The sequence below is a fragment of the Aeromonas sp. 604176 genome (assembly GCF_049170755.1).
In the GTDB taxonomy this organism is placed as follows: domain Bacteria; phylum Pseudomonadota; class Gammaproteobacteria; order Enterobacterales; family Aeromonadaceae; genus Aeromonas; species Aeromonas veronii_A.
In genome coordinates, this window is the sequence record NZ_JAAKNE010000016.1 from 1 (window position 1) to 15,816 (window position 15,816).

Below are 15,816 nucleotides of genomic sequence, written 5' to 3' on the forward strand. Positions count from 1 at the left end.
CTGTCGCGCTAGACATCATGGGGGGAGATATTGGCCCCTCGGAAACAGTGCCTGCCGCCGTGCAGGCACTGTCTCTTTTACCCCAGCTAAAACTGATCCTGGTCGGCGACCAGCACCAGACCTCCTCTCTGCTGCAGCAACATGGCTTGCTGAATAATCCCCGCGTTCGTTTCGTACATGCATCCCAAGTGGTTGGCATGGGCGATAAACCGATCGTGGCGCTGCGTACTCTGAAAGACTCCTCCATGCGGGTGGTACTCAATCTAGTGAAAGCCGGTGAGGCCGATGCCTGCGTCAGTGCCGGCAACACAGGTGCGTTGATGGCGATGGCCAAGTGCGTGCTCAAATCCCTGCCCGGGGTAGACAGACCTGCCCTTATCAAGGCGCTGCCGACATTGAGCGGCAAACGTACCGTGATGCTGGATCTAGGCGCCAACGTCAGTTGCGATGCGGATACCTTGCTGCAGTTTGCGGTGATGGGCTCCGTCGTGGCCGAAAAGGTAGAAGGCATTGCATCACCCCGTGTTGCTTTGCTCAACATCGGCGAGGAGGAGATCAAGGGCAACGATCTGGTGCGCCACAGCGCCGAATTGTTGCGTCAGTGCCACGCACTCAATTATGTCGGGTTCGTCGAAGGGGATCGTATCTTCAGCGGCGATAGCGACGTGATCGTCTGCGACGGTTTTGTCGGCAATGTCGCCCTCAAGACGGCAGAAGGGGTGGTGCGGATGATGGCCCAGCTGGCCGGATATCCCCGCAAGAAACGCACTTTTCTTGGCCGGATCGCCGGATTTATGTTCAAACGACGTTTTTCTTACCTGAACCCCGACCAGTATAACGGAGCAAGTCTGTTAGGATTGCGCGGCATTGTGGTAAAAAGTCATGGGCGGGCCGAACGGCGCGCTCTGTGTAATGCGATCCTGCTGGCCGCACAAGAGGCCAAACATCAACTTCCACTGCAAATAGCAGATCGCCTTGAAGCTGTCTTCTCTGACAGGGATCTATAAGAACTCTATGCATAGCAAAATTCTGGGTACTGGCAGCTACCTGCCGAGTTCAGTGCGTACCAACGCCGATCTCGAGCAGATGGTTGAGACCAGTGATGAGTGGATCGTGGAACGTACCGGTATCCGTGAGCGCCGTATTGCCGGGGCTGACGAAACCGTTGCCACCCTCTCTTACCAGGCCGCCCTGCGCGCCCTGGATGCAGCCGGTCTGACCGCTGCCGATCTCGATATGATAGTGCTGGCCACTACCAGTGCTGAAAATGCCTTCCCGGCTGCCGCCTGCGAACTGCAGGGGCTGCTCGGCGTTCCGGGCATTCCTGCCTTTGACGTGGCTGCTGCTTGCGCAGGCTTCACTTATGCGCTCTCCATTGCTGATCAGTTCGTCAAATCCGGCGCAGCCCGCCATGTGCTGGTCGTTGGGGCCGATGTGCTCTCCCGCATGTGCGATCCGCAAGATCGCGGCACCATCATCCTGTTTGGTGATGGGGCAGGGGCTGTGATTGTCGGTGCCAGCGAGACGCCGGGCATTCTCTCTACCCATCTTCATGCCGATGGCCGTTATGGCGATCTGCTCAAGCTGCCGCAACCCCGTCGCGGCATGCCAGGGGCCGAGCTCGAAGCCTACATGTACATGAAGGGCAACGATGTCTTCAAGGTCGCGGTCACCCGTTTGAGCGAGATCGTAACCGAAACGTTGGCCGCTGCTGGCATCGAGCCGAGCGAGCTGGATTGGCTGGTGCCACATCAGGCCAACTTCCGCATCATCAGCGCCACTGCCAAGAAGCTCGGCATGAGCCTCGATAAGGTGGTGTTGACCCTCGACAAACACGGCAATACCTCCGCTGCTTCCGTCCCCATCGCCTTCGATGAAGGGGTTCGGGATGGCCGGATCAAACCGGGTCAGCTGGTACTGCTGGAGGCCTTTGGCGGCGGTTTTGCCTGGGGCTCGGCGCTGGTTCGCCTCTGATCTTCGGCGGGATGGTGTCTCCATCATCCCGTCACCGATTTCATTTTTGTCTTATCTAAAAGGAATCAATGATGACCCAATTTGCCATTGCCTTCCCGGGACAAGGTTCCCAGTCCGTTGGCATGCTGGCCGAGCTGGCCGAACAACATGCCGTGATCAAGGAGACCTTCGCCGAGGCGAGTCAGGTGCTGGGTTATGACCTGTTTGCCCTGGTGATGGATGGTCCGGTTGAAGATCTGAACAAAACCTGGCGCACCCAGCCTGCACTGCTGACTGCCTCTGTCGCCCTGTGGCGCCTGTGGCAACAGCTGGGTGGGGCAACCCCTGCCGTCATGGCGGGTCACAGCCTGGGTGAGTATTCCGCGCTGGTTTGCAGCGGTGCACTCGATTTTGCCGATGCGGTCAAACTGGTCGAGCTGCGTGGTCTGGCCATGCAGGAAGCGGTACCGGAAGGCACCGGCGCCATGGCGGCCATCATCGGTCTGGATAACGAATCCATCGCCGCCAACTGCGAAAAAGCGGCACAAGGGCAGGTGGTCTCTCCGGTCAACTTCAACTCCCCGGGCCAGGTGGTTATCGCCGGTCACAAAGAGGCCGTTGAGCGAGCCAACGTGCTGATGAAAGAGTCGGGCGCCAAGCGTGCGTTGCCGCTGCCGGTCTCCGTGCCGTCTCACTGCGCGCTGATGAAACCTGCCGCAGAAAAACTGGCAGCTGCGCTGGACGGGATCGAGATCAAGGTTCCAACCATCGCGGTCATCAATAATGTCGACGTATCCTGTGAACAGGATCCGGCCGCCATCAAGCAAGCACTGGTACGTCAGCTGTTCAGCCCGGTTCGTTGGACCGAGACTGTCGAGCGGATGGCCAATGAGGGGGTTACCCTCGAGATCGAGATGGGACCGGGCAAAGTGTTGACCGGGCTCGCCAAGCGCATCGACAAGCGCGTGGAAGGTATTCACGCCAACGATGCCGCCTCTTTCGAGCAGGCGCTGGCCCAGATCAAGTAAACAGGAGCAAGTGATGAGTTTTACCGATAAGGTTGTGTTGGTGACCGGTGCCAGTCGTGGCATCGGCCGTGCGATTGCCGAAACATTCGTGGCCCGTGGCGCGAAAGTGGTCGGTACGGCGACCAGCGAGAGCGGTGCCGAGGCGATCAGCGCCTATCTGGGCGACAATGGTTGCGGCATGGCACTGAACGTGACCAGCCAGGAATCCATCGAAGCCGTCTTCGCCGCCATCAAGGCGCGCTTTGGCGACATCGACATCCTGATCAACAACGCGGGTATCACCCGTGACAACCTGTTGATGCGGATGAAAGATGACGAGTGGAACGAGATCATCGATACCAATCTGACCTCGCTTTACCGTCTGAGCAAACCGGTGTTGCGTGCCATGATGAAGAAACGTCACGGTCGCATCATCAGCATTGGCTCCGTGGTGGGAACCATGGGCAATGCCGGTCAGGTCAACTATGCTGCCGCCAAGGCCGGTCTGGTTGGTTTTACCAAATCGTTGGCGCGGGAAGTGGCATCCCGTGGTATCACAGTGAACGCGGTTGCTCCCGGTTTCATCGAAACCGACATGACCCGTGCCCTGAATGACGATCAACGTGCCGGCATCATGAGTCAGGTGCCTGCCGCCCGTTTGGGTGATCCAAAAGAAATTGCCGCAGCTGTGGTATTCTTGGCTTCTGATGAAGCAGCCTATATCACCGGCGAAACCCTGCATGTTAATGGCGGGATGTACATGGTGTAATCAATTTGTCGTAAGATCTGTTCAAATTTGCGATAGTACGCCGAAGTTTGGCACATTTCGTGGTTTGACCAGCGGCAAGCTACTTGCAAACTCACGTCAATTGAATAAACTACCCCAACCAGACGCAAATAGCGTATTTTTAAAGGAAAATTCAGGTCATGAGCAACATCGAAGAACGCGTAAAGAAAATCATCATCGAACAACTGGGTGTTAAAGAGGAAGACGTTAAGAACGCTGCCTCCTTCGTCGACGACCTGGGCGCTGACTCTTTGGATACCGTTGAACTGGTAATGGCGCTGGAAGAAGAATTCGATACCGAAATTCCTGATGAAGAAGCCGAGAAGATCACCACTGTTCAAGCGGCTATCGACTACATCACCGCTAATCAGGAATAAGTTCCTGTTCTGAAAGAAGCGGCCCAAGGGCCGCTTCTTTTGTATTTGTTCCCTTTCAAAACACCTCTCGGAGACTACCTCAGTGTCAAAACGCAGAGTCGTGGTGACCGGCTTGGGGATGCTTTCCCCGGTGGGTAACACTGCCGAATCCAGCTGGCAAGCACTGCTCAACGGGCAGAGCGGCATTTCCCTTATCGAACATTTTGATGCCAGCGAGTTTGCAACCCGCTTCGCAGGTCTGGTCAAGGATTTCGATCCCGAGCAATACGGCATCAACCGTAAAGACGCTCGCAAGATGGATCTCTTCATTCAATACGGCATCGCAGCCGGTATGCAGGCACTGGATGATTCCGGCCTGACCATCAATGAAGAGAATGCCGAACGTGTCGGCGTGGCGATTGGCTCCGGTATCGGCGGTCTGGGTCTGATTGAACAGAACCACGAAAGCTTGGTCAACGGCGGCCCGCGCAAGATCAGTCCCTTCTTCGTTCCGTCCACCATCATCAATATGGTGTCCGGTCATCTTTCCATCATGAAAGGTCTGCAAGGGCCGAACATCGCCGTGACGACCGCCTGTACCACTGGTACCCATGCCATCGGTATGGCTGGCCGGATGATCGCTTACGGTGATGCCGATGTGATGGTCGCCGGCGGTGCCGAGAAAGCCTCCACCGCGATGGGGATGGGTGGCTTCGCAGCAGCCAAGGCACTCTCCAACCGCAACGACGAGCCGCAAAAAGCGAGCCGTCCGTGGGATAAAGATCGCGATGGTTTCGTGCTGGGTGACGGTGCCGGTGTACTGGTACTGGAAGAGTACGAACACGCCAAGGCCCGTGGCGCCAAGATCTACGCCGAGCTGGTCGGTTTTGGCATGAGCGGTGACGCGTACCACATGACTGCGCCTCCTGCAGATGGCAACGGTGGTGCTCGCGCCATGAAAAATGCTATCAAGGATGCCGGCATTGCTCCCGAGCAGATTGGTTACATCAACGCGCACGGTACCTCCACCCCGCTGGGTGATGTGGCCGAGCTGCGTGGCATGAAGTCGGTGTTTGGTGAGCACGCCAAATCCCTGATGGTGAGCTCTACCAAGTCCATGACCGGTCACCTGTTGGGCGCCGCCGGTGCCATCGAGGCGATCATCACTGTGTTGGCCCTGCGTGATCAGGTGGCTCCGCCCACCATCAACCTGGACAACCCGGATGAAGAGTGCGACTTGGATCTGGTACCCCATGTGGCCAAGCCAGGCAGCTTCGAGTACGCCCTCTCCAACTCGTTTGGTTTTGGCGGCACCAATGGCTCACTGATCTTCAAACGCGTATAATTTGCCGCAGGGCAAAGACACAGGCCCGATACTGCCGGTATCGGGCCTTTTTTATCGGAGGGATCCCTTTGCTTATCAATGGCATGAAGCTTGATACCATCTCGGCCTATGATCGGGGGCTGGCCTATGGTGATGGTCACTTTACCACCATGGCGGTCAGGGAGGGTCGCGTGTTGCAGTGGCCTGCCCATCTGGCACGGTTGCAGCTGGCCAACAACCGGCTGGGATTGGTTGAACCGGACTGGGAGCTCTTGACCCAGGAGGTTGAAGAGATGGTGGCCGAGCAACCACAATGCGTGGCCAAGGTGATCCTGACCCGCGGCGAGGGGGGGCGGGGCTATGACGGCAGCGGATGTCAGCACACAACCCGGATTGTCACTCTGGCGCCGTTTCCCACTCACTATGGCCAGTGGCAACAGGAGGGGATCGAGATGGTGGTGTGCCGCCAGCGGATCGGCGATGCCCCCATGCTGGCCGGGCTTAAAACCTTGAATCGTCTGGAGCAGGTATTGCTAAAAAGCGAACTTGTCAGCCGAAATGCAGTCGAAGGGATAGTGCTTAACAGTCGTGGTTTTCTGATTGAGGGGGTCAGTGCCAATCTGTTTTGGCGTCGGGGCAAGACGGTGTTTACGCCCGATCTCGCCCGCGGTGGTGTCGATGGCATCATACGCCGCCAGGTGATGGCGATGTTGAAACAGATGAGTATTGAGTTGCGTGTGGTAGAGGCTCCGCTGGAGTCACTATGGCAGGCTGAAGAGGTGTGGCTCACCAATACCCTGATGGGGGTCGTGCCGGTCAATGGCATCGAGGATATTCACTATCCCCCAGCGGTATTGAGTCGCCGTTTACAGGAGCGTTTGGTCATTGAAGTTTAATCGGCTTTACACCCTGCTCGCGGGGGCGGCACTGACGGTTGCCGCTGCCGGGGGCTATGTACATTACAAATGGCAACAGGTAGAGACGCTCACCAACAAGGGGCCGACCCGGCTCTTTACGGTGGAGAAGGGCGCCCATGCGGCGCGCCTCATCGCCGAACTGGGTGAGGGGGAAACCAGCCCCTGGGCGGTGCGGCTCTGGCTGCGCAGCCATCCCGAACTGGTGGCCATCAAATCGGGCACCTATGAAATCAAGGAAGGGGCCCCTCTCAAGGAGACCCTTTCCCTGTTCGCATCGGGCAAGGAGTTTCACTTCAGCCTCACCTTCGTCGAAGGTTCCCGTTTCGAGGATTGGCAAAAGCAACTCTCCAGCGCCCCATACCTTGAGCGGTTGACCGTCGAGCAATCCGAAGCCGACCTGGCGCAGGAACTCGGCATCGAGAATGGCAAGCTGGAGGGTTGGTTCCTGCCGGAAACCTATGCCTATACCACCCATGCCAGCGATCTCTCGATCCTGCGTCGCGCCCATCAGGATATGGAGACTTTCCTGCAGCAGAGCTGGGAGAAACGTCAGGCCAACCTGCCTTACAAGACCCCTTATGAGGCGCTGATCATGGCCTCCATCATCGAGAAAGAGACCGGCCAGCCGGACGAGCGGGCGCAGATCGCCTCCGTATTCGTCAACCGTCTGCGTCTGGGCATGAAGTTGCAAACCGATCCCACCGTCATTTACGGGGTGAAGGATCGCTTCGATGGCAACATTCGCCGCAGCGATCTGACCGACAAGAATCCCTACAACACCTATGTGATCGACGGCCTGCCGCCCACGCCTATTGCCATGCCGGGCAAGGCCTCCATCGAAGCTGCGCTTAACCCCAAATCGACCGACTATCTCTATTTTGTCGCCAAGGGGGGCGGTGCCCACTATTTCTCCAAGACCCTCGACGAACATAATCGGGCGGTTCGCGAATACATATTGAAGAAACCCTAATGTCTAAATTTATTGTGATCGAAGGATTGGAAGGGGCAGGGAAGAGCTCGGCCGTGCGTTATGTGACCGAATATCTGCAGCGCCACGGCATCAACCGGATCGAGTGCACCCGCGAGCCGGGTGGTACGCCACTGGCCGAGCGGATGCGGGCCATCGTCAAAGAGGTGCACAACGAGCGCCTCACCATCGAGGCGGAATTGCTGCTGATGTATGCCTCCCGGGTACAACTGGTGGAGACCCGCATCAAACCCGCACTGGCCGACGGTGTCTGGGTGGTGGGGGATCGCCACGATCTCTCCTCCCAGGCCTATCAAGGCGGTGGCCGTGGTATCGATGCCCAGCTTATCGGTGCCATCAAGCAGGCGGTGCTTGGCAACTTCAAGCCGGATCTCACCCTCTATCTAGATATCGATCCTGCCCTTGGCTTGCAGCGCGCTCGCCATCGCGGCGAGCTGGATCGCATCGAACTGGAGCAACTGAGCTTCTTCGAGCGTACCCGAACTCGTTATCTCGAACTGGCCGCCAAGGATGATTCCATTGTGGTGATCGATGCGGCGCGAACGCCGGAACAGGTCAAAACGTCCATTGAGTGTGCATTGGATCACTATCTGTCGAACGAGCCGCTATGTATCCCTGGCTGATCTCAGACTGGCATGCCCTGAGCCAGACGGCCCAGTCCGGTCGTCTCGGCCACGCCTGGTTGTTGCTGGGCGATCCCGGTCTTGGCAAGGAGCAACTGGCTGAGCGGCTGGCGCGTTTGCACCTTTGCCAACAACCGGATCGTGGAGAACCGTGTGGTCAGTGCCACTCCTGCCAGCTGTTTGACAAGGGCAACCACCCGGATCTCGGCACCATAACGCGCGACAGCAAGACCATCGGGGTCGAGGCCATTCGCGAGATCTGCACCCGGCTGCAGGGCTCTGCCCAGCTCGGCCGTGGCAAGGTGGTGATCATTCCTGATGCGGAGCGGATGACCGAATCGGCAGCCAATGCCCTGTTGAAAACCTTGGAAGAGCCGGCCGGCGACAGCTTGCTGTTGCTGATAGCCTCCCAGGTTTCCCGGTTGCTTCCCACCATTCTCAGTCGCTGTCACAAACATGTCTGTCAGTTGCCTGCGGAAGGGGAGACAGTACGCTGGTTGGCCGAGCAGGGTCATCAGGCCACTCTGGCTCAGGTGCGGATCTGTCAGGGGGCACCGCTGCGGGTACTCGACTATATCGAGCTGCAACAGGACGGTACTCGCCGCGAACTGCTGGAACAGTTTGTCGCCCTGAGTCAAAGTCCGGTCAAGGCGACGGCACTGTGCAGCCAGCTTGGTCAGGAGACGCAGGTCAGGTTGCACTGGTTGCAGCTCTTCTTGTGTGATGCCCTGAAAACCCAGGCCGGATGTGGTCACCATCAGCTGGCCATGCCTGATCTGGCCATCTTGAGCCAGCGGTTGGCGGAGCAGCACTCCAGCGAAAAACTGCTGGAGGCAGAACAAGATCTGGTTGCCCTGAAAGCGGCCTGTCAGCCGGGTCAGCTCTCCAATCCCACCATCCATCTGATGAACTGGCTCAGTCGCTGGTTATAAGTACCGACAAGCAGAAAGGTTTTATATGTTACTCGTTGATTCCCACTGTCATCTCGATCGCCTCAGCTATGGCAGCAAGCAGACCAGCATGTCTGATGTACTTGCCAAGGCCGCGAAACTGGACGTGGGATATTTTCTCTGTGTCAGTGTGACTCAGGCACAGTTCCCGACCATGCTCGAGGCGATCGCTCCCTATCCCCAGGTGTTTGCCTCTTGCGGTGTACACCCGCTCAATCAGGAACCCGGGGTGGATGCAGCCTTGTTGCTGACACAGGCTGCGGACGAAAGAGTGATCGCCATCGGCGAAACTGGGCTTGACTACTTTTATTCCCCTGAAAACAAAGAGGTGCAGCAAGCTTCTTTCCGCGAACATATCCGGGTTGCCTGCGCGTTGAACAAGCCGCTGATCATCCACACTCGCGATGCCCAGCAAGATACCTTGCAGATCATGCGTGAAGAGGGAGCTGATCAGGTGGGCGGTGTGCTGCACTGTTTCACCGAGTCTCTCGAGATGGCGCAAGCGGCGATGGCGATGGGGTTCTATATCTCCATCTCCGGGATCGCCACCTTCAAAAATGCGTCTGCACTGCAAGAAGTGGTCAAGGCTCTGCCCCTCGACAGATTGCTGGTCGAGACCGACTCGCCCTATCTTGCACCTGTTCCGCATCGGGGGAGGGAGAACGAACCTGCCTTTGTGCGAGACGTTGCGCAGTTTATTGCCGATCTGCGTCATATTCCGCTTAATGAATTGGCAGAAGCCACCAGCAGGAATTTCTTTGAACTGTTCAAGCTGGCGAAAAAATAACACAGAAGCCCCGTTGCTCGGGGCTTTTATATTTCAAATACCAAGCTGATTACCCACCTGAAAATCAACCTAGCACAACGTTATCTCTCACCCACCCAGTCAATTCAACTCGTTCATCCATACAAAACTGGGTGAATGATATTCCGATGTTTCGTTTTTTCACCGTGGTCAAAGGGTATTAAAACATCAGGCTATAAGTATCGATAATATTCATTATCGATACTTGATGTATGGGAAGGATCCTGTAAGATCCTCTCAAACTTCATATGAATCATAGAGTTCCGTGGCATATCCAACCTTGTCCAATCCGGCTCATCAGTCACTGCAGACTGTTTTCGATGCACAGCTAAATAGTCGGGCACGCCGCTTTTTGCGCAATGCAAAAGCGGATTCCACCCTCAATGCCTATCAGGCGGATACCCGTATTTTTGTCTTCTGGTGTCAATTACACGGGCTGGATCCGCTGCAAACGACCCATCACGACATCATGAATTTTCTCGCTGATCAAGCCGACGGCGTATTGGCCGACTGGGTATGGCTGGATAAAGAGGAGGGGAAGGGAGAACTGCGTAATGGCGAGCCTCGAAAACCAGCAACCCTGGTGAGACGGCTGGCGGGGATCCGTTATGCCTTCAAGCAGAAAGGCATTCACCCGATGCCGACCGAACATCCCGAAATAAAGGAGATGATGCGCGGTATTGTCAGGTTGGGGGATAACCGCAAGCACAAAACCGGTGCCCTGACGCTGCAGCCTTTGACCCAGGTGCTGGATGGCATCGACACCAGGGAGCTCGCGGGTTTGCGTGATCACACCCTGCTGCTCCTGATGTTCAGTGGTGCTTTGCGCCGCTCGGAAGCAGCCCGGATTGAGGTGAGCGATCTCGATTTTGTGGGGCAGGGGATCCGCCTTCGCCTCAAACCGAGCAAACATCAACTGCATGAAACCGAGATAGCCCTGATCCCGGGCAAGCACTATTGCCCCGTATCGGCACTGCAAAACTGGCTACACAAAAGTCGGATCAGCGAGGGGCCGCTGTTTCGGCGCATGAACCGCTGGGGTCAACTGATGGCCGAGCCACTCGGCCCCCAGGGCATCAATTTGATGATCAAACGCCGAACCGGCCAAACCATCGACGATCTTTACGTCAGTGGCCATAGCCTGCGGCGCGGATTTATCACCTCGGCGGTGACTGCCGGCAAGCCAATGAACAAGATCATCGAGGTAACGCGCCACAAGGATATGCGAACCCTGCAGGAGTACTTCGATGACGCCCATAAATTCTCCGATCATGCCCTTGATGGCTTGCTTTGACACAACTGCGTCACTTGGTTTTTTATGTTAAATGATATCTTGTTGATCTGATGATATATTTGTCGCGCAGCCAACAGCCCAAAGGGGAAGGGCATCTTCCAATGGATAATGGCATGTGATGAGAGATAACAAACTCAGAAATGTAATATCGCAAGGACATATGAGCCAAGAAATGACAGTGCGTGAAGTGCAAGAGGCGGGGCCCCAAAACAATGCCGAGCGGCAGCGCCAACATGTAAAACGCAAGCAGGAGACTCATACCCGACTGCAATGCTGGATCAGCAATCGCCACGCCGAGCGATTAGCCGCTCTGGGTCTTCATCTCGAAGACAGTCAGGCATCACTCATCGAGCAGGCGATCGATCTGCTCTACCAACATGAGCTGGGTAGAGAACCTCCGTTTGAAAACAGAGTCGCCACACCGGTCGAAGAGACCGTTGAATAGACACAAGAGTGAAGTAACAGCGATACGTGAAGAGATAAAAAAAGCCAGGTACGAATTCCTTGTACCTGGCATAGGGGAATTGCAGAGCCGTGCGCTAACTGGTGTTCGGATTGCCTTAAGCTTAGACAAGGCTCAAGGCTTTTCAAGATCCGAAGAAAAGTTCAACCAGAGTGTGGGTATTTCAGACTCGTTCAAGTGCCTATGCACCGAACGGCCCACTACGCATTGAACAGATTGTTGTCACGCACCAGCTCGCGGGGGAGGGCATTCTTGACCCGACTACCCACCCATTTCCCCATTCCCAGGGTATGCCCCTGATAGCGGACGATCACCTCGCCAGCGCCCGCATCCTGTTCTGGCCAGACGTCCCGTCCCATCATGAATTCCCGCGCATTGGCGCTATCCAACTCGACAACACCCTTGCTCGCTTTATCGCCATAGGCCAGAGCCCACTCATGAGTGAGGCGATAGCCTTTCTTGAACGTCTCGGCCAACTTGATGCCGATGCGATCAAAACGCAACTTGCCCTGCACCTGATCAAACTGCTGGGGGAAGAGCCAGATCTCGTCATTGCGGCCAAACAGCTGACCCTGCGGTGCCACTCCGAAGTTTGCTTCAATCTCGCGCAGCATGGGCTCTGACTCTTTTGCTGCCAGTGGCAGGAAGGGGAATTTACCCAGCTTGCCCGGCTTGAACATGGTGTTGGGCACCGAGTGATGCTTGCGCAATCTGGCGACGAAAAAGCCTTCACTGTCGAAGATCTGGGGCCAAACGTGCAGGTATCCTTCGGATGTACAGGCCTGCTCTGCATGGGGGAACAGGTCAACCAGCGAATCAAAACTCAAGGCATCGCCAAACTTGTCCAGCAAGGATTGGCAGACCGCCTGATTCTCCTGCTCACTCAAGGTACAGGTGGAGTAGACCAGCACACCGCCCGGTTTCAAGGCATGGAAGGCACTCTCCAGCAACCCTTGCTGCACCGCCGCAATCTCGTCGATGCTCTCGATGCTCCAGTTGCGCAGTGCATCTTCATCCTTGCGCACCGTACCTTCACCGGAGCAGGGGGCATCGAGCAGGATGGCATCGAAGGTCTCCGGCAACCACTGGCCAAATACCTTGGCATCAAAATGGGTCATCCCCACATTGGTCACGCCGCAGCGCTGGATATTGGCGCTAAGCACTTTCAACCGGCTGCTGGAAAACTCGTTGGCAACCAGCATCCCCTGATTGTTCATCAAGGCGGCTATTTGAGTGGTCTTGGAGCCGGGGGCCGCCGCCGCATCCAGCAACATGCCATCCGTTTTGATCTTGTCGCTGGCAAAGAGTGCCGTCACCGGCAGCATGGAGCTCGCTTCCTGAATGTAGAAGAGCCCGCTCAAGTGCTCAGCGGTGTTGCCAAGTGGGACGGTTTCATCGCTGCGGGTCAGCCAGAAGCCAGTATCACACCAAGGCACGGGGTCGAGCTGCCAACCCAGTGGCTCCATCAGGGCGACGAAATCCGAGACGGCGATCTTCAAGGTATTGACCCGAATGCTGCGGCGCAGCGGACGTCGACAACTGGCCACAAACTCATCCATCGAGAGATGAGCCGGCATGATGGCCGCAATGTGGCGTAAAAAGTAATCGGGAAGGAAGGTGTTGTCGTGCACTGTGCCGTCTCGTTGACCGAAAAAGAGGGGCGATATCCTACCACAAGGCTAAGAATATTCTGAATCTGAACCCTATCAACAGGCACCGGAATATAAAAAAGCCCGGCGCGATGCCGGGCTTGGATGAGATACAAAGGGAAGAGATCAGGGCTGGATACGCGGACTCCACTCCAGCCACTCTTTCTCGGCCTTGCCGTAGAGCGCATAGCTGTGTCCCGCTTTGACGGTTGACCCCATTTCTCTCTCCGGCGTATTGAAAGCAATGCCGCCGGCCAACAGACTCTGCACCGTCTCCACTTCGATGGTGCCGCCAGTCAGGCCGATATCCGCCTTGACCCCGGAGACATTCCAGAAACGGGAGTTGGCCCGCACCAAATGGGCATACTCCTGATCGACGTTAACGTCGATCACCACCTCGCTACCATCCCGAGCCAGCGCCACCTTGGTGACACTGCCCACCACCATCTTGCGAAACAGCAGCGGGCTACCGACGCTCAGGCCATTGACGGAGGGGCTCTTGAGGGTCAGGGCCAGACCCACCGGGCCGACCTGACTCAAGGGGAAGCGATCTTTGCCAGCGCCTTTACCGGGTTGTGCTTCTACAAACGCCCCCTTGATCAGGGTATCGAGGTGAGCGACACCGCCCAGCCCCAGCTTGGCCTGCACCAGAGTAAAGCGGGCGCCGGACTGCAGGAAACGCTCGGCATAGTGGCCATCGAGTTCGGCCTTGAAGATCACCTGACCCAGAGACGGCTCCAACTCGATCTCTTCAATTTTGCCGATATCGACCCCACGATAGCGGATCGGGCTGCCAATCCCGAGCCCCGGATTGCTATCTGCTACCAGTGACAGCTGGCGCACCTTGGCCTTGGCTTGCTCCCTGGAATCGAACAGTTGATGGCTGCTGCGGCCATTGGCCAGCCGGTCGAACTCGATGGCGCCGCGCAGCAGGGTACCGAGGTTGCCCACCTTGACCTGCACCCCATCGACCCGCACCTTGGTGTCGATGGCCGGTTTTTTCCAAAACTGGGGTTGCTGGGCGAGGAGGGGAGCATAGACGCCATCAATTTCTAGCTCGATCTCGACCCCCTCTTTGGCGGCGCGCAGCTGCTTGACCTTGCCCGCTTCCAGCCCCAGATAGAGCACAGGCGATCCAATGCCGATGCCATCGGCCTGATCTGCCTTGAGCAACCAGCGCTGGGGCTTGGCATTACGGGTGCCGAGCAGTGCCAGCTCCTGACTCGGGTAGAGACGGTTAATCCGCTCGCCACTGCTGGCTTGTACCAGCTTGATCCCGCCCCCCAACCAGGCACTGGCCGGACTGGTTTCTACTTTGATGCCGCTCAGATCGGCATCGATCTGCAACGGGGTGGCGCGATAGAAGCGGGCACGGTTGAGCAGATGACCATAGTTCGGCGCCATCACCAGCTCGACGCTGGCATTGCCGCGCGCATCCAGGGTGAGCTGGCTGATACGGCCCACCTGCAATCCCTTGTACCAGACAGGTGCATCCTGATTGAGCCCCGCCAGATCGTCAGCCTGCAGCGTCACCTTGGTGCCGCTCTGGGGCGCGCGATCGGTCAGGGTCATCTTCTGTACCGGTTTGCCCGCTACATAGTCGAGGCGAATGGCCGGGCCGGAGAGCAGGCGATCTGCATGCTGCACGCCGGTCGCGGAGAGGGAGACGCTCTCCCACACCAGTTGACTCTTGTCGGTAATGCGATAAGCCTGCTCCGGGTTGATCAGCGCTGTGACCACACGGCCTTTGTCGGTGAGGCGAATGGGGTCGATACGACCGATCTCGATCCCCTCATAGAGGATGGGCATCCCCTCCTTGACCGGGAGATCACCAGCCGCAATGTCGATACGCGCACCGCGCGCTGCTTCCGCCAGCCCTTTATAGAGGACGAAAGTCTGTCCCTTCTCCGGCTCCGGTGAATCTTTGGGCGAGTCAAAGGCAATGCCGCCGCTCAGAATGGAGGTGAGGCTGCCGGCCTCCACGCTGACGCCAGCCAGACTGAAGGAGCCCTTGATGCCACTGATGTTCCAGAAGCGGGTATCGGCTTTGACCAGATGTTCGAAACGCGGCTCGATCACCAGATCCAGAATGACGTTCTGGTTGTCCTGACCCAGGCGCGTATTGATGACGCTGCCAACCTCGATACCGCGGAAATAGAGCTTGGCGCCAATCCCCACCGACCCCAGCGAATCGGCGGTCAGGTGCAGCATGCGACCCTGAGCCTGATAGCCGGGAGGAGGGCCCTCCAGTGCATCGAAGGTCTCCTCCAGCGGATTGCTTTCACGCCCCGGTTGCAGGTTGATGTAGTTGCCGGAGACCAGGGTATCAAGGCCGGAGATCTCGGTGAGCGACGCCTTGGGGCTCACCAGCCAGAAGTCGGATCCCTTGCGGATCAGCGGTCTGGCACGGCTGTCAATCTTGGCCATCACCGCAATCTTGCGGCCATCTTCAGCCAGCTCCAGCTCTTGCACCACGCCGATGGCCACCCCCTGATAACGAATCTGGGTTTTGCCCGGCAAGATGCCGTTGCCCTGGGCGAAGTTGATCTGGATAAGCTGGCCACGGCTCAATACCTGCTGATAGAGAAAGCCACCTGCCAGCAGCAGGGCTATCAGGGGTAACAGCCAGACCGGCGATAACCAGCGACGCTTTTCGATGACGGGTTCAGCCCCGATCATAGTGACTCCTTATTGGCTGGA

15 protein-coding genes are annotated in these 15,816 nt (G+C 57.2%); 13 read left to right on the forward strand and 2 right to left on the reverse strand.

Features of this window, described 5'->3' with window-relative positions:
* From plsX to G5358_RS04700, 13 genes are all read left to right on the forward strand, one after another.
* Positions 1-1,007, forward strand: a 1,007-nt coding sequence (gene plsX, locus G5358_RS04640; protein ID WP_421323703.1) for a phosphate acyltransferase PlsX, incomplete at its 5' end; no start/stop codon positions are given.
* A 7-nt stretch (positions 1,008-1,014) separates the two neighbouring features.
* On the forward strand, positions 1,015-1,974 hold the full coding sequence (locus G5358_RS04645; protein ID WP_421323704.1) for a beta-ketoacyl-ACP synthase III: 960 nt from the start codon (positions 1,015-1,017) through the stop codon (positions 1,972-1,974).
* A 71-nt stretch (positions 1,975-2,045) separates the two neighbouring features.
* Positions 2,046-2,981, forward strand: a complete 936-nt coding sequence (fabD, locus tag G5358_RS04650) for an ACP S-malonyltransferase (protein WP_042083039.1) — start codon at positions 2,046-2,048, stop codon at positions 2,979-2,981.
* Between the two features lie 13 nt (positions 2,982-2,994).
* Positions 2,995-3,729 carry a 3-oxoacyl-ACP reductase FabG gene (gene fabG / locus G5358_RS04655; RefSeq protein ID WP_005351850.1) on the forward strand — a complete coding sequence of 245 codons (735 nt, stop codon included), beginning with the start codon at positions 2,995-2,997 and terminating at the stop codon, positions 3,727-3,729.
* Positions 3,730-3,887: 158 nt separating this feature from the next.
* A complete protein-coding gene (acpP, locus tag G5358_RS04660) occupies positions 3,888-4,124 on the forward strand; it encodes an acyl carrier protein (protein WP_005300909.1) in 237 nt (78 codons plus the stop codon).
* An 82-nt stretch (positions 4,125-4,206) separates the two neighbouring features.
* Complete coding sequence (fabF, locus tag G5358_RS04665; protein ID WP_005333158.1) at positions 4,207-5,448, forward strand: beta-ketoacyl-ACP synthase II; 1,242 nt, start codon at positions 4,207-4,209, stop codon at positions 5,446-5,448.
* Between the two features lie 68 nt (positions 5,449-5,516).
* Positions 5,517-6,323, forward strand: coding sequence for an aminodeoxychorismate lyase (gene pabC / locus G5358_RS04670; RefSeq protein WP_421323705.1), 807 nt, complete (start codon positions 5,517-5,519; stop codon positions 6,321-6,323).
* On the forward strand, positions 6,313-7,314 hold the full coding sequence (mltG, locus tag G5358_RS04675; RefSeq protein WP_162632596.1) for an endolytic transglycosylase MltG: 1,002 nt from the start codon (positions 6,313-6,315) through the stop codon (positions 7,312-7,314). The genes pabC and mltG overlap by 11 nt, the downstream gene beginning before the upstream one ends.
* Positions 7,314-7,955 carry a dTMP kinase gene (tmk, locus tag G5358_RS04680; protein WP_216953595.1) on the forward strand — a complete coding sequence of 214 codons (642 nt, stop codon included), beginning with the start codon at positions 7,314-7,316 and terminating at the stop codon, positions 7,953-7,955. The genes mltG and tmk overlap by 1 nt, the downstream gene beginning before the upstream one ends.
* Positions 7,940-8,887 carry a DNA polymerase III subunit delta' gene (gene holB / locus G5358_RS04685; protein ID WP_216953594.1) on the forward strand — a complete coding sequence of 316 codons (948 nt, stop codon included), beginning with the start codon at positions 7,940-7,942 and terminating at the stop codon, positions 8,885-8,887. Before tmk ends, holB begins: the two co-directional genes overlap by 16 nt.
* A gap of 25 nt (positions 8,888-8,912) precedes the next feature.
* Positions 8,913-9,692 carry a TatD family hydrolase gene (locus tag G5358_RS04690; RefSeq protein ID WP_421323707.1) on the forward strand — a complete coding sequence of 260 codons (780 nt, stop codon included), beginning with the start codon at positions 8,913-8,915 and terminating at the stop codon, positions 9,690-9,692.
* Between the two features lie 283 nt (positions 9,693-9,975).
* A complete protein-coding gene (locus G5358_RS04695; protein WP_421323708.1) occupies positions 9,976-11,004 on the forward strand; it encodes a tyrosine-type recombinase/integrase in 1,029 nt (342 codons plus the stop codon).
* A gap of 172 nt (positions 11,005-11,176) precedes the next feature.
* Entirely contained in the window at positions 11,177-11,449 is a 273-nt protein-coding gene (locus tag G5358_RS04700; RefSeq protein WP_421323727.1) for a RepB family protein, read from the forward strand.
* Between the two features lie 218 nt (positions 11,450-11,667).
* Here G5358_RS04700 and rsmF read toward each other — a convergent pair whose 3' ends face one another.
* Together rsmF and G5358_RS04710 are read right to left on the reverse strand one after the other, a co-directional pair.
* Entirely contained in the window at positions 11,668-13,098 is a 1,431-nt protein-coding gene (gene rsmF, locus G5358_RS04705; protein ID WP_421323710.1) for a 16S rRNA (cytosine(1407)-C(5))-methyltransferase RsmF, read from the reverse strand.
* Positions 13,099-13,242: 144 nt separating this feature from the next.
* A complete protein-coding gene (locus G5358_RS04710; protein ID WP_421323712.1) occupies positions 13,243-15,795 on the reverse strand; it encodes an MlaD family protein in 2,553 nt (850 codons plus the stop codon).
* Positions 15,796-15,816: the final 21 nt, after the last annotated feature.